The 18,862-nt window shown below is 72.9% G+C and carries 16 protein-coding genes; 13 read left to right on the top strand and 3 right to left on the bottom strand.

The features are described 5' to 3' along the window. Positions 1-45 precede the first annotated feature (45 nt). From AC24HA_RS10905 to pcaDC, 9 genes are all read left to right on the top strand, one after another. Positions 46-645, top strand: a complete 600-nt coding sequence (locus AC24HA_RS10905) for a pyroglutamyl-peptidase I (protein ID WP_425709615.1) — start codon at positions 46-48, stop codon at positions 643-645. A gap of 58 nt (positions 646-703) precedes the next feature. Beyond that, complete coding sequence (coaE, locus tag AC24HA_RS10900; protein WP_425709616.1) at positions 704-1,969, top strand: dephospho-CoA kinase; 1,266 nt, start codon at positions 704-706, stop codon at positions 1,967-1,969. A gap of 255 nt (positions 1,970-2,224) precedes the next feature. Then, positions 2,225-3,118 (top strand): hypothetical protein, encoded by an 894-nt coding sequence (locus tag AC24HA_RS10895; protein WP_425709617.1) that lies wholly within the window; start codon positions 2,225-2,227, stop codon positions 3,116-3,118. Between the two features lie 107 nt (positions 3,119-3,225). Next, positions 3,226-3,963 carry a hypothetical protein gene (locus tag AC24HA_RS10890; RefSeq protein WP_425709618.1) on the top strand — a complete coding sequence of 246 codons (738 nt, stop codon included), beginning with the start codon at positions 3,226-3,228 and terminating at the stop codon, positions 3,961-3,963. A 316-nt stretch (positions 3,964-4,279) separates the two neighbouring features. Continuing rightward, complete coding sequence (locus tag AC24HA_RS10885; RefSeq protein ID WP_425709619.1) at positions 4,280-5,113, top strand: hypothetical protein; 834 nt, start codon at positions 4,280-4,282, stop codon at positions 5,111-5,113. Positions 5,114-5,220: 107 nt separating this feature from the next. Continuing rightward, positions 5,221-7,317, top strand: coding sequence for an excinuclease ABC subunit UvrB (gene uvrB, locus AC24HA_RS10880; RefSeq protein WP_425709620.1), 2,097 nt, complete (start codon positions 5,221-5,223; stop codon positions 7,315-7,317). Between the two features lie 197 nt (positions 7,318-7,514). After that, positions 7,515-8,516 carry a TerC family protein gene (locus AC24HA_RS10875; protein ID WP_425709621.1) on the top strand — a complete coding sequence of 334 codons (1,002 nt, stop codon included), beginning with the start codon at positions 7,515-7,517 and terminating at the stop codon, positions 8,514-8,516. Between the two features lie 148 nt (positions 8,517-8,664). Next, positions 8,665-9,999: a lyase family protein gene (locus tag AC24HA_RS10870; protein ID WP_425709622.1), complete on the top strand. Its 1,335-nt coding sequence runs from the start codon at positions 8,665-8,667 to the stop codon at positions 9,997-9,999. Beyond that, positions 9,996-11,171 carry a bifunctional 3-oxoadipate enol-lactonase/4-carboxymuconolactone decarboxylase PcaDC gene (gene pcaDC, locus AC24HA_RS10865; RefSeq protein ID WP_425709623.1) on the top strand — a complete coding sequence of 392 codons (1,176 nt, stop codon included), beginning with the start codon at positions 9,996-9,998 and terminating at the stop codon, positions 11,169-11,171. The genes AC24HA_RS10870 and pcaDC overlap by 4 nt, the downstream gene beginning before the upstream one ends. 62 nt (positions 11,172-11,233) lie before the next feature. Here the strand turns inward: pcaDC and AC24HA_RS10860 are convergent, their stop codons facing one another. From AC24HA_RS10860 to AC24HA_RS10850, 3 genes are read right to left on the bottom strand one after another with little or no spacing between them, the layout of a single operon-like run. Further along, a complete protein-coding gene (locus tag AC24HA_RS10860) occupies positions 11,234-12,406 on the bottom strand; it encodes a thiolase family protein (protein ID WP_425709624.1) in 1,173 nt (390 codons plus the stop codon). Further along, on the bottom strand, positions 12,403-13,092 hold the full coding sequence (locus AC24HA_RS10855) for a 3-oxoacid CoA-transferase subunit B (protein ID WP_425709625.1): 690 nt from the start codon (positions 13,090-13,092) through the stop codon (positions 12,403-12,405). Before AC24HA_RS10855 ends, AC24HA_RS10860 begins: the two co-directional genes overlap by 4 nt. Further along, positions 13,089-13,787, bottom strand: a complete 699-nt coding sequence (locus AC24HA_RS10850) for a 3-oxoacid CoA-transferase subunit A (RefSeq protein WP_425709626.1) — start codon at positions 13,785-13,787, stop codon at positions 13,089-13,091. Before AC24HA_RS10850 ends, AC24HA_RS10855 begins: the two co-directional genes overlap by 4 nt. Positions 13,788-14,065: 278 nt before the next feature. On the opposite strand from AC24HA_RS10850, the gene uvrA reads away from it, so the two are divergent. The 4 genes from uvrA (at position 14,066) to AC24HA_RS10830 (ending at position 18,861) form a co-directional block, all read left to right on the top strand. Then, the gene (uvrA, locus tag AC24HA_RS10845; RefSeq protein WP_425709627.1) at positions 14,066-16,924 is read left to right on the top strand and encodes an excinuclease ABC subunit UvrA; all 2,859 of its coding nucleotides are present in this window, start codon (positions 14,066-14,068) and stop codon (positions 16,922-16,924) included. 184 nt (positions 16,925-17,108) lie between these two features. Then, a complete protein-coding gene (locus AC24HA_RS10840) occupies positions 17,109-18,065 on the top strand; it encodes an immunity protein Imm33 domain-containing protein (protein ID WP_425709628.1) in 957 nt (318 codons plus the stop codon). Beyond that, positions 18,062-18,541, top strand: a complete 480-nt coding sequence (locus AC24HA_RS10835; RefSeq protein WP_425709629.1) for a hypothetical protein — start codon at positions 18,062-18,064, stop codon at positions 18,539-18,541. The genes AC24HA_RS10840 and AC24HA_RS10835 overlap by 4 nt, the downstream gene beginning before the upstream one ends. Next, the gene (locus AC24HA_RS10830; protein ID WP_425709630.1) at positions 18,538-18,861 is read left to right on the top strand and encodes a type VII secretion target; all 324 of its coding nucleotides are present in this window, start codon (positions 18,538-18,540) and stop codon (positions 18,859-18,861) included. Before AC24HA_RS10835 ends, AC24HA_RS10830 begins: the two co-directional genes overlap by 4 nt. Position 18,862 lies beyond the last annotated feature (1 nt).

The following is an 18,862-nucleotide window of genomic DNA, read 5'->3' as shown; positions in this document are numbered from 1 at the left end:
ACGGGTGTTCGCCGAGCAGACCTCCGTCCGTGCCCGGATCCGCCGATGACCGCCGGGACGATCGTGGTCACCGGCTTCGGGCCCTTCGGCCCGCACACCGAGAACCCCACCGCCGACGTCGTCCGCGAGCTCGCCGCCGCCGGACCGCCCGTGGACGGCACGCAGCTCGTCACCGAGGTCCTGCCCACGTCCTTCGCGCGGGCGACCGCAAGGATGCGCGAGCTCGTGTCCACCCACGCGCCCCGACTCCTGCTGGCGCTCGGGCTCGCTGCGGACCGCACGGTGATCAGCGTGGAACGCGTCGGCGTCAACCTCGTCGACGCACGGATACCGGACGTCGACGGCGAGCAGCCCGTCGACGAGCCCGTCCGCGACGGTGGCCCCGACGCACACCTGGCGACGATCGACGTCCGCGCGGCACTGGCGGCGGCCCGTGGCACGGGCGTGGAGGCGACGACGTCCGCGAGCGCGGGCCTCTACGTGTGCAACGCGGTCCTGTACACCGCCCTGGACACCGCACGCGCGCACGCACCGGGAACGCGCGCCGGCTTCGTCCACCTCCCGCCGACCGAGCACCTGTCCGTCGGCGACGCGACCCGGGCCGTGGGCGCGATGGTCGCCGCACTCGCGACGGCCAAGTTGTGAGCGGCGACCTCGTCCGGCAGCCGGACCTTCGCCGACGTCCTGACCGCGGGGGCCGTCCGTGCTGACCGTCGGCCTCACCGGCGGGATCGCGTCGGGCAAGTCGACCGTCTCGGCGGAGCTCGCGCGGCTCGGCGCCGTGGTCGTCGACGCGGACGTGCTCGCCCGGAAGGTCGTCGAGCCCGGGACGCCGGGGCTGCGCGCCGTCGTCGAGGAGTGGGGGCCCGGCGTGCTCGCCGACGACGGGACGCTCGACCGGGCCGCCCTCGGGGCGATCGTCTTCGCCGATCCCGAGGCCCGCCGCCGCTTGGGGGAGATCACGCACCCGCTCGTGCACGCGGAGCACGTCCGACTCGAGGCCGAGGCCGTCGCGGCCGACCCGGCCGCCGTCGTCGTCCACGACGTGGCGCTCGTCGTCGAGGCGGACCTCGCCCACCGGTACCACCTCCTGCTCGTGGTCCACGCGCCCGAGGACGTGCGGATCGGGCGGATGGTCGAACGGCGGGGCATGACGGTCGACGAGGCCCGGGCTCGGGTGGCCGCCCAGGCCACCGACGATCAGCGGCGGGCCGTCGCCGACATCTGGCTCGACAACACGGGCACCCCCGACGAGCTGCGTACGTCGGTGGACCGCGTCTGGTCGCAGCGCATCCGCCCCTACGAGGCGAACGTGCGGGCGGGTGTGGTGGCCGACCGCTCGGGCGGTCCCGTGCTGCTCGACCCGGCCTCGCGCACCGAGGACGGCCGGGACGTCGGCGCGCTGTGGGCCGCGCAGGGCGCGCGCCTCGTCTCGCGCGTCGGCGCCGTCCTCCGGGCCGCGGGGATCCCCGCGGACGTCTCGCACGTCGGCTCGACCGCGGTGCCCGGCCTCGTGGCCAAGGACGTGATCGACCTGCAGGTCGGCGTCGACGACCTCGACGACGACCGCGTGACCGGCGTCCTCGCTGCGGCGGGCTTCCCCGTCCGTGACGCCGAGGCCCGGGACCGGCCGCACCCGGCGGACGGCCCGGTCTGGCGCAAGCGGTTCCACCTCAACGCCGACCCGGGTCGCGACGTCAATCTTCACGTGCGCGAGAGCGGCTCGCCCGGCTGGCGGTATGCCCTCGCCATGCGCGACGCGCTGCGCGACGACACCGACGCGCGGAGGGACTACGCCGCGATGAAGGAGGCGCTGGCGGCCCGGCACGCGACGGACGCGCGCACCGGCGGCTACGCGGAGGGGAAGGAGCCGTGGTTCGGCCTGCGCGGGACCGCCCTCGTCGCGGGCCGGCTGGCGGGCCACGGGGTCGTCCCGGACCTCGACCTGCGCGACGCGTCCGCCGCATGATGCGTGCCCTCCCGGCGTCGCCCCTGGTCAGAGGTCTGCCGGGCATGGGGTGGGGTGCCCTCCCCAACGACCCGGTCATCCGTGCGCCCCGGCCGGACATACGGTTCCACCAGTGGCAGTCGGTCACACGGCTCGCGAGGGCTGCGAGCCGGATGTGCCGCCACACGGGGCGCGGACGGTGATCCGCTCGTGACCCGGACGCCCCTGACCATCCACCGAGGTGACCACCGCCTCGACCACACAGAGAGAAGCACCATGAGCATCGCCACGAACCGCCGCCGAGTGGCGGCCGCCGGGATCGTCCTTCTTGCCGCCTCGGGGATCGCCGCCTGCAGCGACTCCGGCCCGATCGCGCCGACGGGTCAGCCCCCGGCGCCTCCCTCCACCGAGGCACCGCCCACCGAGGAGCCCCCGGTCGAGGAGCCGACCTCCGAGGAGCCCCCGGCCACGGAGGACCCCACCTCCGAGGAGCCGACCACGGAGGAGCCCACCTCCGAGGAGCCGCCCCCCGAGGAGCCGCCCGTCTCCGGCGGCGGCCAGGGCGTCGAGGTCTCCGGCGAGCTGACCGGCGAGGTGCCCTCCGGGGGCGCGGCCACCGTGACCCTCGAGGTCACCGAGCGCGCGGCCGTCGCGGTCGGTGCGACCTCGCCCGACGGCGGTGACCTCCAGCTCGCGATCTCCGGCGGCGACGTCGACGCGGGCATCGACGACACCTACGGGTACGCCGACATCTTCAGCTTCGACCAGGGCAACCTCGACCCGGCGATCACCCAGGTCCTCGAGCCGGGCAGCTACACGCTCGAGCTCACGGAGTACGGCGGGGACGCGGCCCAGTACCAGCTCGAGGTGCTCTCCGGCACCACCGTCATCCCGGCCGGGGGGACGGCGAACCTCGAAATCACGGGCCAGGCCGCGACCCTTGCCATCGGCGAGCTCGCGACCGGCAACGAGTCGATCGCGACGAACGGCGAGATCGACTCGGTCCTGTGGACCTTCATGCCGTCCTCGCACACCGCGTACGAGGACGACGACGGCGGCGACGGTCTCAACTCGCTCATCGTCCTGCCGGGCGAGACCGTCGAACCGGTCGTCATCGCCGTCAACACCTATGGTGGCGACGCCGGCACCACCTCTGTCGGCATCAGCTGACCCATCGCCCCACCCGGCGGCCGGCACCTCGGTGCCGGCCGCCGTCGGACGTCCGGCGTGCTCCGTGCGCGCCGCGGTACCAGCCTCACCAGACGGAGGAGAGCACGATGCGAACCACCCGAGCACGACGAGCACTGACCACCACCGCGGCCGTCGCCGCGCTCGGACTGGTCCTGTCCGCATGTGGCGGAGACGACGAGCCCGAGGAGACCACGGAGCCCCCTGCCACCTCGCAGACCGACCCCGAGGACGCGGAGAGCGGCTCGCAGGACGCGGCTCCCTCCGAGTCCGAGTCCGAGGCGCCGCCCGCCGAGACGGGGTCGGACGCGGCCGGTGACGACGAGGCCGCCACGGGGGACGACGGCGGGTCGACCGGCTTCGCTCCCGGGACGGACGGCGAGGACGGCACCGGTGGAGGGGACGACGCGGGCGACGGGCCGGCCGCCGGGGAGAGCGTGACCCTCGCCCCCGAGCACGCGGTCTCGATGGCCCACATGGTGCCCGAGGGCGGGGTGACGACCGCCGAGGTCGTCATGCTCGACGGCGACACGCTCTCCTACCTCAGCGGCGACGTCGCCCAGCAGGAGCCCGAGGTGGAGGAGACGGTCGAGCTCGACCCGGGCACGGGCGACGAGATCCGCACCGAGCTGTCCGCGCTCGGGCTCACGGCCGTCGAGGAGGGCCAGGGCCCGCCGGACGACACCACCGAGGAGATCTACTACTGGGAGGCCGGCGACGTGATGTCCGGCTCCCTGGTGGCCGGCAGCACCGGTGACCTCGAGCTCGACCGGGCGGTCTACGACATCCTCATCGCCCACGTCCCGGAGGACATCCGCGTGAGCTGAGGCCAGGGGCCGGGGCCGACGAGCTCCACCCCTGCACGCGCGACGGCGGCGGCCGCTCCACGAGGAGCGGCCGCCGCCGTCGCGCGTGTGCATTCGCGGAGCGGCGCGGGACACCGTGCGCCGGCTGCCAGGGAACGACCCGCGTCCCGGCGTGCGCAGGAGCGGCGCGCGAGCGGGGAGGTGTGCCCTGCCCCACACGAACGGTGGTACGGCGGCGCCGCGATCCCTACGTTCGTGATCAGTCCCCGGATCACCGGTGACGGCCCGACGGACAGCATCGTCCGCGGGTCGAGAGCCACACCCCCTTGGAGCGATCATGACCACCACCGACCTTCGCCGCATCGGAGCGGCAGCAGCTGTCCTCGTCCTCGGGGCGGGCATGTCCGCCTGCGCCGGCGACCCCATCCCCGGCGGCGGGCCCGGCGGAACGGGCGGCACGGGCGCCGGCCCGGTCGACCCCGGCCCGTCCACCGCCCCCGAGAGCACCCTGTACGGCGACGGCGTCGCCGACACCGTCCACATCGAGGCCTACGACGGCACCGTCGTCGGCGTCTCCGGCACCGGCACCATGCTCGAGGGCGACGACTGGAACGGCCGCCTCGTGGTGGGTGAGCGCGCGGCGGTCGCGCTCGCCGCGACCTCGGCCGACGAGGACATGGTCATCGAGATCACGGGCAACGGCGTGGACGAGCGCTACGACGACCGCGCCGACCACGTCGAGCTGTTCTCCACCAGCACGAGCACGCTCGACGCCGCGGCGGTGACCGTCCTCGACGCCGGCGTCTACGAGCTCACGATCTCCGAGTACTCCGGCGACGCGACAGCCATGGCCTTCGAGCTCCTCAGCGGCACCGCGTCGATGGACCGGTTCGGCTCCACCGGCGTCGACATCGCCGAGGGCGGCCACGGCCTGGCCATCGTCGACGTCGACACCGGCCCCGCGCTCATCTCGGCCGACAGCCCGGACGTCGACCCGATCCTCCACGTCGTCGACTCGGACGGCTACAGCTGGTCGAACGACGACAACTCCATCGGCCTGTCCAACTGGCGGGCCGCCGCGGTCGAGGCCGACCACCTCGTCGGCCCCGCGGTCGCGATCGTCGAGTCCTGGGCCGGCGACGCGGGCTTCATCTCGCTGGTCGTCACCTGACCCGGCGCCCCTCCGGCACGCCGCGCGCGGCCGGGACGACCCGCGGAGCACCCGCGGTCCGTCCCGGCCGCGTCGTCGATGTCGGCGGCGCGACGTAGGTTGGACGCATGCGCGAGGTCATCGACATCCAGCGGGACGACGCTCCGTTCGAGGTCATCTCCGACTACACGCCCGCGGGCGACCAGCCCAGGGCGATCGCCGAGCTCGTCGAGCGCCTGAACGCGGGGGAGAAGGACGTCGTCCTGCTCGGCGCGACCGGCACCGGCAAGTCGGCCACCACTGCCTGGCTCGTCGAGCAGGTGCAGCGCCCCACCCTGGTGATGGCACCGAACAAGACGCTGGCGGCGCAGCTCGCCACGGAGTTCCGCGAGCTGCTGCCGAACAACGCCGTCGAGTACTTCGTCTCGTACTACGACTACTACCAGCCAGAGGCCTACGTCCCGCAGACGGACACCTACATCGAGAAGGACAGCTCGATCAACGACGAGGTCGAGCGGCTGCGGCACTCCGCGACGAACTCCCTGCTCACGCGCCGCGACACGGTCGTCGTCTCCTCGGTGTCCTGCATCTACGGCCTGGGCACGCCGACCGAGTACGTGGCCCGGATGATGCACCTGAGCCGGGGCGAGCAGATCGACCGGGACGCGCTGCTGCGGCGGTTCGTCGAGATGCAGTACACCCGCAACGACCTCGCGTTCACGCGCGGGACCTTCCGGGTGCGGGGCGACACGATCGAGATCATCCCGGTGTACGAGGAGCTCGCCATCCGCATCGAGATGTTCGGTGACGAGATCGACGCGCTGTCCTACCTGCACCCGTTGACGGGCGACGTCGTCAGCACGCCCGGATCGGTCCACGTCTTCCCGGCCTCGCACTACGTCGCGGGCGCGGAGCGCATGGAGCGGGCGGTCCGGTCGATCGAGGACGAGCTGGCCGAGCGCCTGGCGGAGATGGAGTCGGCCGGGAAGCTCCTCGAGGCGCAGCGCCTGCGCATGCGCACCACGTACGACCTGGAGATGATGCAGCAGATCGGCACGTGCTCGGGGATCGAGAACTACTCCCGGCACATCGACGGCCGCGGCCCCGGTACCGCCCCGCACACGCTGCTCGACTACTTTCCCGAGGACTTCCTGCTCGTCATCGACGAGTCGCACGTCACCGTGCCTCAGATCGGGGCGATGTTCGAGGGCGACATGTCCCGCAAGCGCACGCTCGTCGAGCACGGGTTCCGGCTGCCCTCGGCCATGGACAACCGTCCGCTCAGGTGGGCGGAGTTCCTCGAGCGCATCGGGCAGACCGTCTACCTCTCCGCCACCCCCGGGGACTACGAGCTCGGCCAGTCCGACGGCGTGGTGGAGCAGATCATCCGGCCCACCGGCCTCATCGACCCCCAGGTGGTCGTCAAGCCCACCGAGGGCCAGATCGACGACCTGCTCGGCGAGATCCGGGACCGGGTCGACAAGGACGAGCGCGTGCTCGTCACCACCCTGACCAAGAAGATGGCGGAGGACCTCACGGACTACCTCCTCGAGCGCGGCGTCAAGGTCCAGTACCTGCACTCCGACGTCGACACGCTGCGCCGCGTCGAGCTCCTCAGGGAGCTGCGCACCGGCTCGGCCGACGTCCTCGTCGGGATCAACCTCCTGCGCGAGGGGCTCGATCTGCCCGAGGTGTCCCTCGTGGCGATCCTCGACGCCGACAAGCAGGGCTTCCTGCGCTCCTCGAAGTCGCTCATCCAGACGATCGGCCGCGCCGCCCGCAACGTGTCCGGCCAGGTCCACATGTACGCCGACGAGGTCACCGAGTCCATGGCGTTCGCCATCGAGGAGACGGAGCGGCGGCGGGCCAAGCAGCTCGCGTACAACGAGGAGCACGGGATCGACCCGACCCCGCTGCGCAAGCGGATCGCCGACGTCACCGACATGCTCGCGCGCGAGCAGATCGACACCGCCGAGCTCCTCGAGGGCGGCTACCGCAAGGAGAGCGGTCGGGCTCCCCGGCCGGTGACGCGCACGGGGGCCGACGCGGCGCGCGACCGGCTCGCCGGCAGGGCGGTGTCCGAGCTCGTCGAGCTCATCACCGAGCTCACCGGGCAGATGGAGGCGGCGGCCGGCGAGCTGAAGTTCGAGCTCGCGGGCCGGCTGCGCGACGAGATCGCCGAGCTGAAGAAGGAGCTCCGACAGATGCAGGCCGCCAACGCCTGAGCGCGACATACGTCTCGTCGGAGCGGGCGGGGCCGGAGGCTCCTTCTCGGGTAGCCTCATGCCCGACGGAGGGGAGTATTCCCCCGCAGCGACTGTCGTCACCACGGTGGGCCCGGCCCGCTCGGCAGCGCGGTCCACCCCGGGTGGACGGAAGAGACCTCCGGTACCAGCTGACAGGTCGTACCGGAGGGGTATGCATGGACGTTCACGCGATCGCCTGGATCGGGCTCGCCGCGGTCATCCTCACGATGATCACCATCGACATCGTGGGGCACGTGCGCACGCCGCACGAGCCGAGCCTCAAGGAGGCCGCCTGGTGGTCGATCGGCTACATCGCCATGGGCGTGATCTTCGGGTTCGTCGTCTGGTACTTCTGGGGTGCCGGCTTCGCCGGTGAGTACTTCGCCGGCTACGTCACGGAGAAGTCGCTCTCGATCGACAACCTGTTCGTGTTCGTCATCATCATCGCCGGGTTCCGGGTACCGCGGAAGTACCAGCAGGAGGCCCTGCTCATCGGCATCGTCATCGCCCTCGTGCTGCGGCTCGTCTTCATCCTCGTCGGCGCCGCGCTCGTCGAGCGCTTCGTCTGGATCTTCTTCATCTTCGGCGCGTTCCTGCTCTACACCGCCATCTCCCAGGCGCGCCAGGGCGTCGAGAAGCCGGGCGAGGACGAGGAGTACGAGGAGAACTGGTTCATCCGTCTCATGCGCCGGTTCCTTCCGGTCACCGACGGTTTCGAGGGCGGCAAGCTCCTCGCGCGGCACGGCGGCAAGACCTTCATCACGCCGCTGATGCTGTGCATCTTCGCCCTCGGCGCCGCCGACGTCATGTTCGCCGTCGACTCCATCCCGGCGATCTTCGGCATCACGCAGGAGGCCTACCTGGTCTTCGCCGCCAACGCCTTCTCCCTGCTCGGCCTGCGCCAGCTGTACTTCCTCATCGACGGGCTGCTCGACCGCCTCGTCTACCTCCACTACGGACTGGCCGCGATCCTCGGGTTCATCGCCGTCAAGCTCCTCATCCACGCGTTCCACGGCTACGACCTGCTCATGGGCATCCCGGAGCCGACCATCGCGGTCTCGTTGAGCTTCATCGTCGGGGTACTCGTCATCACCGTCGTCGCCTCGATCGCCAAGAGCCGGTCGATCCGCAGCAGCGGGTCGAGCTCCGGCGACCGCGCCGGCGTCGACGAGTCCTGAGCCGGACGCCCGCCGGGGCGCCCCTCGGCCGGCCGGTCGGGGGCGCCTCCTCGGGCGCCCCCCGGCGCGGGGATCCGCGCACCGCGGGCACGGGCGTGCGGGCGGGCCTACCATCGTGCGGTACCCACCGGGCGGAAGGCTGTGAGCGATGTTCGACGACGGTCTGTTCGGGCCGAGCGCTGAGCCGGACGAACCGACGCCGGACGAGCTGCTCCTCGGCGCGTGCGTCAGGGTCGAGGTGGAGCTCCTCGGTGCGCTGCACGACGCGGGCCTCGTCGACGCCGGGGCGGACGGACCGCCGGACGCCCGCCTGCGTGCGGCGCTCGAGCGCGACTGGCCCGCACCGGGTGACCTGGCGGGCCGCATGCGGGCCGGCGGCAACCTCGCCATCCCGCTCGTGGCCGACCTGCTCGACGCCGCCCCGGAGGACCTGCGGGCCTGGGTCCACCTCGGCGCCACGAGCCAGGACGTCGTCGACACGGCCCAGGCCCTTCTCCTCAAGGAGGCCCTGCGGCGGGTCGCGGCCGACCTCGCGGGAGGGGCCACCGCCGCCGCCGAGCTGGCCGTACGGCACGCCGCGACCGCCCGCGTCGGGCGGACGCTCGGGCAGGCGGCCGTCCCGACGACCTTCGGCCTGACCTGCGCCGGCTGGGCGGTGGGCCTGGACCGCGCGGCGCGGGCGGCGCGGGTCGCCGCCGAGGACCTCGCGCTGTCGCTGGCGGGGGCGGCCGGCACGGCCGGCGTGCACGGCGCCTCGTGGGAGGCGGTCGCGACGGCCCTGGGCCGCCGCCTCGACCTCCCGGTGCCCGACGCCCCCTGGCACACCGAACGCTCCCGGGTGCGGGCGGCGGCCGCGGCGCTGGCGGGCGCGAGTGCCGCGGCGGCGAAGGTGGGCACCGACGTCGCGGCCCTCGCGGTCACGGAGGTCGGGGAGCTCACCGAGGGCGGTGCCGGCGGCTCGTCGGCCATGCCGCACAAGCGCAACCCGGTCCGGTCCGCGTTGCTGCGGGCCGCCGGCATGCGGGCGCCCGGGCTGCTGTCCACCGTCTTCGCCGCCGCGCTGGCCGAGAACGAGCGCGCCACGGGGGCGTGGCACGCCGAGTGGCAGCCGCTCGCCGACCTCGTGCGCCTGGGGCGCGGCTCGGCCGAACGGGTGACGGAGCTGCTCGACCGCCTCGACGTCGACGAGGTCTCGATGTCCGAGAACCTCGACGCCGCACGCCCGCACGTCATGTCGGAGGCGCTGTCGACCGCCCTCGCGCCGCGGCTCGGCCGCTCCGCAGCCCAGCGTGCCGTGGCCGAGGCGCTGTCACCGACGCACGGTCGCCCGCCGACCGACGAGGAGGTGCGTGCCGCCCTGCGGTCCGCCGTCGGGGACGCCCCCGAGCTGGACGACCCTGCCCTGCTCGAGCCCGAACGCGCCCTCTCGGCCGTCCCGGGACTGATCGAGCGCGCCCTGCGATCGTTGAAGGAGAACTCGTGACCACGTCGCTCGCCCACGTCGTCGACGGCCCCGAGGACGCGCCCGTCGTGCTCATGGGGTCCTCCCTGGGGACCGACCGGCGGATGTGGGAGCACGCCGCGGGCGTCCTCGCGCGCCGCTACCGGGTGGTGCGCTACGAGCACCGCGGCCACGGCGCCACCGCGACTCCCGAGGTCGAGGGCCCCGTGACGATCGACGACCTCGGCGCCGACGTCGTCGCCCTCATGGACTCCCTCGGGATCGCGCGGGCGCACCACGTCGGCCTCTCGCTCGGCGGCATGCTCGCGAGCTGGACGGCCCAGCACCACCCCGAGCGCGTCGACCGGCTGGTGATCGCGTGCTCCTCGTCCTGGACGGACACGGCGCAGCCCTGGCGCGAGCGCGCGGCGACGGTCCGGGCCCAGGGGCTGGGCGCGATCGTCGACCCCGTGGTGGCGAGGTGGTTCACGCCCGATCTCGACGACGCCGGCGTGCGCGCCGACTTGCGCGAGAGGTTCCTCGCCTGCGACCCGGAGGGTTACGCCCAGGCGTGCGACGCCATCGCGACGATGGACCTGCGCCCCGGGCTGGCGCGCATCGCGGCGCCGACGCTCGTCGTCGCGGGTGCCGCCGACGAGGCGACCCCGGTGGGCAAGGCCGAGGAGACCGTGCGTGGGATCCGCGGGGGCGGGGGAGACGTCCGCCTCGAGGTCGTCGACGGTGCGGCGCACGTCGCGGCCGTCGAGCAGGCCGGCGTCGTCACCGGGCTGATCGTCGAGCATCTCGACGCCGGCCGACCGGAGATCGCGCGCGGTCAGGCGGTGCGCCGCGCCGTGCTGGGCGACGCGCACGTCGACCGTGCCAGGGGGCGTCAGACGGCGCTGGACACCGACTTCCAGGACCTCATCACCCGCTACGCCTGGGGCGACGTGTGGGCGCGGCCGGGCATCGACCGGCGTATGCGCAGCGCCCTGACCCTGGCGCTGCTCGCCGCGCTCGGCCACGAGGGTGAGCTCGCCATGCACGTGCGGGCGGCCCTGCGCAACGGCCTCACGGTCGACGAGATCCGCGAGGTCCTGCTGCACACCGGGCTGTACGCCGGGGTGCCCGTGAGCAACCAGGCGTTCGCGATCGCCACGCGCGTCCTGCGCGACGAGGGCCTGCTCGATGGCCCGCACCCTCACGACGGGTGAGCGCGATGCTGCCGGCCGAGTGAAAAATCCCCTCACTCGCCGGGTGGAACCGCGCTCGGTCGTCAGGCCTCGAGGACGACGGCGAGGCCCTGCCCGACGCCGATGCAGATCGTGGCCACCCCGATGCCCCCGCCGCGGGCCCGCAGCTGGTGCGCGAGGTGCCCGACGATGCGGCCGCCGGACGCGCCGAGCGGATGGCCGATGGCGATCGCGCCGCCGTGCACGTTGAGCTTGGCCGGGTCGAGGTCCGGCCACAGGCGCAGGCAGGCGATCGACTGCGCGGCGAAGGCCTCGTTCATCTCGACCAGGTCGACGTCCTCCCACGTCCTCCCCGCCCGGGCCAGCGCCTGGTTCGCGGCCTCGACCGGTCCGATGCCGAAGACCTCCGGGGAGACCCCGGAGACGCCGCGCGAGACGATGCGGGCGATGGGCTCGCCCACCCCTGCGGCCTTCTCGCCGCCGACGAGCACGAGCGAGGCGCCGTCGTTGAGCGGTGAGCTGTTGCCCGCGGTCACGGTGCCGTTCTCCGCGCGGAAGGCGGGCCTTAGCGCCGCCAGCGCCTCCAGGGAGGTCTCGGCGCGGACGGACTCGTCCCGGGTGAGCTCGGCGCCGGGCACGGGGACGATCTCGAGGTCGTAGACGCCCGCGGTCCAGGCCTCGTCGGCCCGCCGGTGGCTGGCGAGGGCGAACTCGTCCTGCTCCTCGCGGGAGATCGCATGCTGGTCGGCGAGGATCTCCGCGCCCTCGCCGAGGGCGACGGTCCACTCCTTCGGCATCCTCGGGTTGACCAGGCGCCAGCCGATCGAGGTGGACTCCATCGTCGCGGGCCCGGCGGGGAAGGCCCGCTCGGGCTTGAGGACGACCCACGGGGCGCGGGACATCGACTCCACGCCGCCGGCGAGCACGAGGTCGGCGTCGCCGGCCTCGATCGCCCGGGAGGCCTGGATGACGGCCTCGACGCCGGAACCGCACAGCCGGTTGACCGTCACGCCCGGCACGGTGACGGGGATGCCCGCCAGCAGCGAGGACATGCGGGCGACGTCGCGGTTCTCCTCGCCGGCGCCGTTGGCGTTGCCCATGACGACGTCGTCGATCGTGGCGGGGTCGAGGTCGGGATGCCGCTCGAGGAGGGCGACCATCGTGCTCGCGAGCAGGTCGTCCGGCCGCACGGCGGCGAGCCCCTTGCCGTAGCGCCCGAACGGCGTGCGGACGGCGTCGTAGACGTAGGCGGTCATGCCCGCTCCTCCCGGTTCTCGCCGTCGTCGGCGGTGGTGTCGGTGGCGTCGACGAGGTCGAGGCCGGTGAGCGTGCGCAGCGACTCGACCGTCGTGCCGAAGGTCTCGAGCACCTGAGCCCGGTCGCCGCCCAGCTCGAAGACGGCCTGGTCGGTGTAGAGCCGGGACACGCACGCCAGCCCCGTGGCCGGGTAGGTGAGCTCCTGGACGAGCTTCGAGGTCCCGTCCCTCGTCTCGAGGTTCATCATGACGAACACCTGCTTGGCGCCGATGGCGAGGTCCATCGCGCCGCCGACGGCGGGGATCGCGTCGGCCGCTCCCGTGTGCCAGTTGGCGAGGTCGCCGCCCACGGAGACCTGGAACCCGCCGAGCACGCAGGCGTCGAGGTGCCCGCCGCGCATCATGGCGAACGAGTCCGCGTGGTGGAAGTAGCTCGCGCCGGGCAGCTCGGTCACCGGGATCTTGCCGGCGTTGATGAGCTCGTCGTCGACCTCGTCGCCCTCGGCGGCCGGCCCCATGCCGAGCATCCCGTTCTCGGTGTGCAGGGTGACGCCGTGCGCGGGCGTGAGGTGGTCGGAGACCTTCGTCGGCATGCCGATGCCGAGGTTGACGAACGCCCCGGTGGGGATGTCCTTCGCGACCCGGGCGGCGATCTCGTCGCGGCTCAGGCGTTCGGTGGCGCTCATGCCTCGGGCTCCTTCGTGGCGTCGGGGGCGGCGGCGGCCGGGACGGTGACCACGCGGTCGACGTAGATCCCGGGGGTGACGACGGTCTCCGGGTCGATGCCCCCGGTGGGGACGACCTCCTGGACCTGGACGACCGTGGTCGTTGCCGCCGCGGCCATGACGGGTCCGAAGTTGCGGGCGGTCTTCCGGTAGACGAGGTTGCCGACGACGTCGGAGCGCAGCGCCTTGACCAGCGCGTAGTCGCCCCGGATCGGGTGCTCGAGGACGTACATGCGGCCGTCGATCTCGCGCGTCTCCTTGCCCTCGGCGAGCAGCGTGCCGTAGCCGGTCGGCGTGAAGAAGGCGCCGATCCCGGCCCCGGCCGCGCGGATCCGCTCGGCGAGGTTGCCCTGCGGGACGACCTCGAGCTCGATCTCGCCTGCGCGGTACCGCGCGTCGAAGTGGTGGGAGTCGGTCTGCCGGGGGAACGAGCAGACGATCTTGGCGACGCGACCGAGCTGGATGAGCCGCGCGAGCCCGACGTCGCCGTTGCCGGCGTTGTTGTTGACGATCGTCAGGTCGCCGGCGCCCTGGTCGATGAGGGCGTCGATGAGCTCGACCGGCTGCCCGGCGGTGCCGAAGCCCCCGATGAGCACGGTCGAGCCGTCCGGGATGTCGGCCACGGCCTCGGCGGCCACGTCCGTGAGCTGGGGCATGCGGTGCGCTCCTCGTCGATCGCGTCGTCCGGCGGGGCCGGCTCCACCGGACCATCCTCGGGTGTCGAGCCGGGAATCTCCACCGCGCCCACGGACCGGGCGGTGGACGGGTCCGCGTGGTGGGCCAGGCGGTGCCGCGCGGCGGTCCCCGGCCCGGGCAGGCCGGCCTGCCGTGCCGGCGATGCCACCTGCCGACGGTCGCGTCCCGGTTCTCGTGTGACCGGGACGTCGCTCGAACAGGCGTGCGATTGTCGGTGGGTTGTCCTATCGTTGCCCGAGTGACTGACCGGCTCATCGTCCAGGGCGCCCGCGAGCACAACCTCCGCAACGTCGACCTCGATCTCCCGCGCGACTCCCTCATCGTCTTCACCGGGATGTCGGGGTCGGGCAAGTCGTCGCTGGCGTTCGACACCATCTTCGCCGAGGGCCAGCGCCGCTACGTCGAGTCCCTCTCGTCGTACGCCCGGCTCTTCCTCGGCCAGATGGACAAGCCGGACGTCGACTTCATCGAGGGGCTGTCCCCGGCGGTCGCGATCGACCAGAAGTCGACGAGCCGCAACCCGCGCTCCACGGTCGGCACGATCACCGAGGTCTACGACTACCTGCGCCTGCTCTACGCCCGCGCCGGCACGCAGCACTGCCCGGTGTGCGGGGAGGTCATCCAGTCCCAGACGCCGCAGAACATCGTCGACCAGCTGATGGCGATGCCCGAGGGCACCCGGTTCCAGGTCCTCGCCCCCGTGGTGCGCGGCCGCAAGGGCGAGCACCTCGAGCTGTTCCGCGAGCTCGCCGGCCAGGGCTACGCGCGCGTCCGGGTCGACGGCGAGGTCGTCCCGCTCACCGACGTCCCCGCCCTGGACAAGCGGCGCAAGCACGACGTCGACGTCGTGGTGGACCGCCTCGTCGTCCGCGAGGGCGTCCAGCAGCGGGTGACGGACTCCGTGGAGACGGCGCTCCGGCTCGCCGACGGCATCCTCGTGGTCGACCACGTCGATCTCGACCCGAAGGACCCCGAGCGGGAGCGGAAGTTCTCCGAGCGCCGCTCGTGCCCGAACGACCACCCGCTCACGCTGGAGGAGGTCGAGCCGCGCACGTTCTCCTTCAACGCGCCCTACGGCGCGTGCCCGGACTGCACGGGTATCGGCACCCGGCTCGAGGTCGACCCCGAGCTCATCGTCCCGGACCACGATCTCACCCTCAACGAGGGGGCGATCCTGCCGTGGTCGGGCCAGGGCGACTACTACACGCGGCAGGTCGGGGCGCTCGCCGAGGAGCTCGCGTTCTCCCTCGACGTCCCCTGGCGGGCGCTCCCGGAGCACGCGCGCGAGGCCCTCCTGCACGGCCACGACCACGAGGTCACGGTGCGGTTCCGCAACCGCTTCGGCCGCCTGCGCACGTACACCTCCGGCTTCGAGGGCGTGATCGCGCAGGTCAAGCGTCGTCACGAGGAGACCGAGTCCGAGTGGTCGAAGGAGAAGTACGAGGGCTACATGCGGCAGGTGCCGTGCCCCACGTGCCACGGTGCGCGGCTGCGGCCCGAGGTCCTGGCCGTCACGGTGGGCGGGCGCTCGATCGCCGAGCTGTGCGACCTGTCGATCGCCGACGCCAAGGAGTTCCTCACCGACCTCCCGCTCGACCACCGGGAGGCGACCATCGCGGCCCAGGTGTTCAAGGAGATTCACGCCCGGCTCGGGTTCCTCGTCGATGTGGGACTCACCTACCTCACGCTCTCGCGGCCGGCCGGCACGCTGTCCGGCGGCGAGGCCCAGCGGATCCGGCTCGCCACTCAGATCGGCTCCGGGCTCGTCGGCGTGCTCTACGTGCTCGACGAGCCCAGCATCGGCCTGCACCAGCGGGACAACCGCAAGCTCATCGGCACGCTCTCGCGGCTGCGGGACCTGGGCAACACGCTCATCGTCGTCGAGCACGACGAGGACACGATGCGCACGGCCGACTGGGTCGTCGACATCGGTCCGGGCGCCGGTGAGACGGGCGGTCGGGTCGTCTACTCGGGCCCCTACGCGGGGCTGGCCGACGTCGAGGACTCGATCACGGGCGACTACATCGCCGGTCGACGGGAGATCCTGCTCCCGGCCGAGCGGCGCGACGTCGACCGGAAGCGGATGCTCACGGTGCACGGTGCCACCGAGAACAACCTGCGCGACGTCACGGTCTCGATCCCGCTCGGCGTGCTCGTCGCCGTCACCGGCGTCTCCGGCTCGGGCAAGTCCTCGCTCATCAACTCGATCCTCTACACGGCGCTCGCGCGGGCGCTCAACAGGTCGAAGCAGATCCCCGGACGGCACAAGCGGGTCACGGGCACCGAGCACCTCGACAAGGTGGTGCACGTCGACCAGTCGCCGATCGGTCGGACCCCCCGCTCGAACCCCGCCACGTACACGGGACTGTGGGACATCATCCGCAAGCTGTTCGCCGAGACCACCGAGGCCAAGGTCCGTGGCTACGGTCCGGGCCGCTTCTCCTTCAACGTCAAGGGCGGGCGCTGCGAGGAGTGCAAGGGCGACGGCACGCTGCGCATCGAGATGAACTTCCTCCCCGACGTCTACGTGCCCTGCGAGGTGTGCCAGGGGGCGCGCTACAACCGCGAGACGCTCGAGGTGCGCTTCAAGGGCAAGAACGTGGCCGAGGTGCTCGACATGCCGATCTCGGAGGCGGTCGAGTTCTTCTCCGCCTCCGCCCGCATCACGCGGTACCTCCAGACCCTCGTCGACGTCGGGCTCGGCTACGTCCGTCTCGGGCAGTCCGCGACCACGCTCTCGGGCGGCGAGGCGCAGCGCGTCAAGCTCGCCGCCGAGCTGCAGCGGCGCTCGACCGGCCGCACGATCTACGTCCTCGACGAGCCGACCACCGGCTTGCACTTCGAGGACATCCGTCGGCTCATGCTCGTGCTCCAGGGTCTGGTCGACAAGGGGAACTCCGTCCTCGTCATCGAGCACAACCTCGACGTCATCAAGCAGGCCGACTGGATCCTCGACCTCGGCCCCGAGGGCGGCTCCGGCGGCGGGCTCGTCGTGGCCGAGGGGACCCCGGAGGAGGTCGCCAGGGTCGAGGGCTCCTACACCGGACAGTTCCTCGCCGAGGTGCTCGGCGGTGCCCGGGACCGCGTGCCGGCCTGACCCGGCCCCCACCCGAGCCGGTCCGGTTCGGGGGGTGAGCGGGACGCCGAGGCCGAGCTGCCCGCCCGCGCCCGCCACCGCGGCGGATGGGGAGCACTCCCCACGCCCTGCCGGATGGGCGCCGTCACCTGATCGTTACCGTCGAGCCGGACCGCAGCACGCCGATCGAGGGGACGCACGCCGCATGACCGAGGCCCCGCCGACGACCCCCGAGCAGACCGACCGACGCCTGGCGCTGTTCGAGGCCGCGGAGTGCGGTGGCATCGACGAGCTCCTCACGCACTACGACGACGGCGAGCAGGACGTCCGCCGCCTCGGGCAGCCCCTGCTGCTCGCCGCCCTGGGCAACGCCGACGAGGTCGCGCGTACCCGGATCACCCACTTCCTGCTGGACCAGGGGGCCGAGCCGGTGGCCAACGCCAAGGGCTTCGGACCCCTGCACGTGGCGTTCGCCCGCGGCTGGTCCGACCCCTCGGCGCTCACGCGGGTCGTCAGGCGCCTCCTCGACGTCGGTGCGGACCGGGACGGGCGGACCTACGACTTCCGTGCGCCGTCGCACCTGCTCGCGCTCCTGCGCCTGCCCGAGGAGAGCCTCACCGAGCTCTACGACCTCTGGTTCGGCGGTGAGCCCGTCGATCTCACCACCCCGAACGCGCACGGCGCCGACCCGGTGGTGCTCGTCCGCCGGCTCGGTTCGCGGCCGGTCCTGCTGCGGCGCATGCAGGAGCACCGGGCCGCCCACGCCGACCGTCAGGAGGAGCTGCGGGCCGCGGCGGGCGAGGTCCCGACGTTCCGGAGCCACGTGGGCACGGGCCAGGTCTGCCTGGCCACGCACCACGTCGTCGAGGGGGCCGCGCCCGTCGCGTGGATGATTCGCGAGGAGCCCGCGTGGGAGGGTGACTCCGGCTGGCGGTTCTGGTCGGAGGAGGACGTCCCCCGCTACCGGGACGACACGCGCCAGGTGGTCGTCGTCCCCGTCGACGAGGCTGCCGCCGTCGACCCCTACGTCGTGGGAGCGTGGGGGCTGCCGGTCGGCACCCGACTGCTCGCGCGGCGCGGACAGCAGGGGCGTCAGGTGCTCGACCCCGGCACGATGCGGCCCTCGGCCGCCTACCCGTCCCAGCCACAGGAGACCCGATGAGCCAGCTGCCGTACGGATCGGCCTTCGTCTCGCCCGACGTCGCGCGCCAGCGCGACGAGCAGATCCAGCGGATCAACGACCAGGTCGAGCAGGCCCAGCGCAAGGCGTCCGCGTACGAGGAGTTCGGCCGGCGCGTCGAGGACCTGCGTGCCGTCGGCGTCAGCCGCGACCGCGGGGCCGAGGTGACGCTCGACGTGCACGGCGCCGTCGTCGACCTCGCGCTGACCGAGGAGCTGAGCGACGCGACCCTCGTGCAGATCCGGCAGGACATCCTCGAGGCCAACGACGCGGCGCGGGTCGAGCTCGCGCGACTGGTCCGCGAGCTGGCGGAGGACGTCGGTGGGGTGGACGAGGAGACGGCCGCGTCCCTCGACGCGCTGTACCGTCCGCGGCTCGACGACGGGGACGACGACGGGGACGACGACGGGGACGACGACGGCGTGGGCCGCCGCAGCGACGGGGGAGTGCTCCGATGAACGACACCATCGACATCAACAGCGACGACATCCGGAGCCACGCCACCAGCGTCGACGGCGACCACTCCGGCGTCCAGATGGCGGCCGACGCCGCGGGGAGCGTCAACCTCTTCGACGGCGCGTTCGGCCTCATGTGCACGCCGTTCCTCCCGCCGATCATCAGTCCGCTCACCTCGGCGGTCTCCGAGGCGATCCAGTCGGTGGCCGACGAGATCGACGGCACGGTCCTTCCGCTGAGAGACATGGCGGACGCGTTCGACGAGACCGACGACGACGGATCGGTCGAGTTCGACGCCGTCGACACGACCGTGGAGGTCTGAC

This window comes from Georgenia sp. Z1491, assembly GCF_057652395.1.
The sequence above is the reverse complement of the archived record's forward strand: the minus strand, read 5'-3'. Positions and strand labels throughout refer to the sequence as shown.

Bases quoted from the DNA above. Each gene is read 5' to 3' on its own strand.
- AC24HA_RS10840 (WP_425709628.1), top strand. From the start codon at position 17,109: ATGACCGAGGCCCCGCCGACGACCCCCGAGCAGACCGACCGACGCCTG.
- AC24HA_RS10905 (WP_425709615.1), top strand. From the start codon at position 46: ATGACCGCCGGGACGATCGTGGTCACCGGCTTCGGGCCCTTCGGCCCG.
- AC24HA_RS10885 (WP_425709619.1), top strand. From the start codon at position 4,280: ATGACCACCACCGACCTTCGCCGCATCGGAGCGGCAGCAGCTGTCCTC.
- AC24HA_RS10835 (WP_425709629.1), top strand. From the start codon at position 18,062: ATGAGCCAGCTGCCGTACGGATCGGCCTTCGTCTCGCCCGACGTCGCG.
- AC24HA_RS10895 (WP_425709617.1), top strand. From the start codon at position 2,225: ATGAGCATCGCCACGAACCGCCGCCGAGTGGCGGCCGCCGGGATCGTC.
- AC24HA_RS10875 (WP_425709621.1), top strand. From the start codon at position 7,515: ATGGACGTTCACGCGATCGCCTGGATCGGGCTCGCCGCGGTCATCCTC.
- AC24HA_RS10870 (WP_425709622.1), top strand. From the start codon at position 8,665: ATGTTCGACGACGGTCTGTTCGGGCCGAGCGCTGAGCCGGACGAACCG.
- uvrB (WP_425709620.1), top strand. From the start codon at position 5,221: ATGCGCGAGGTCATCGACATCCAGCGGGACGACGCTCCGTTCGAGGTC.
- AC24HA_RS10890 (WP_425709618.1), top strand. From the start codon at position 3,226: ATGCGAACCACCCGAGCACGACGAGCACTGACCACCACCGCGGCCGTC.
- AC24HA_RS10860 (WP_425709624.1), bottom strand. From the start codon at position 12,406: ATGACCGCCTACGTCTACGACGCCGTCCGCACGCCGTTCGGGCGCTAC.
- AC24HA_RS10850 (WP_425709626.1), bottom strand. From the start codon at position 13,787: ATGCCCCAGCTCACGGACGTGGCCGCCGAGGCCGTGGCCGACATCCCG.
- AC24HA_RS10855 (WP_425709625.1), bottom strand. From the start codon at position 13,092: ATGAGCGCCACCGAACGCCTGAGCCGCGACGAGATCGCCGCCCGGGTC.
- AC24HA_RS10830 (WP_425709630.1), top strand. From the start codon at position 18,538: ATGAACGACACCATCGACATCAACAGCGACGACATCCGGAGCCACGCC.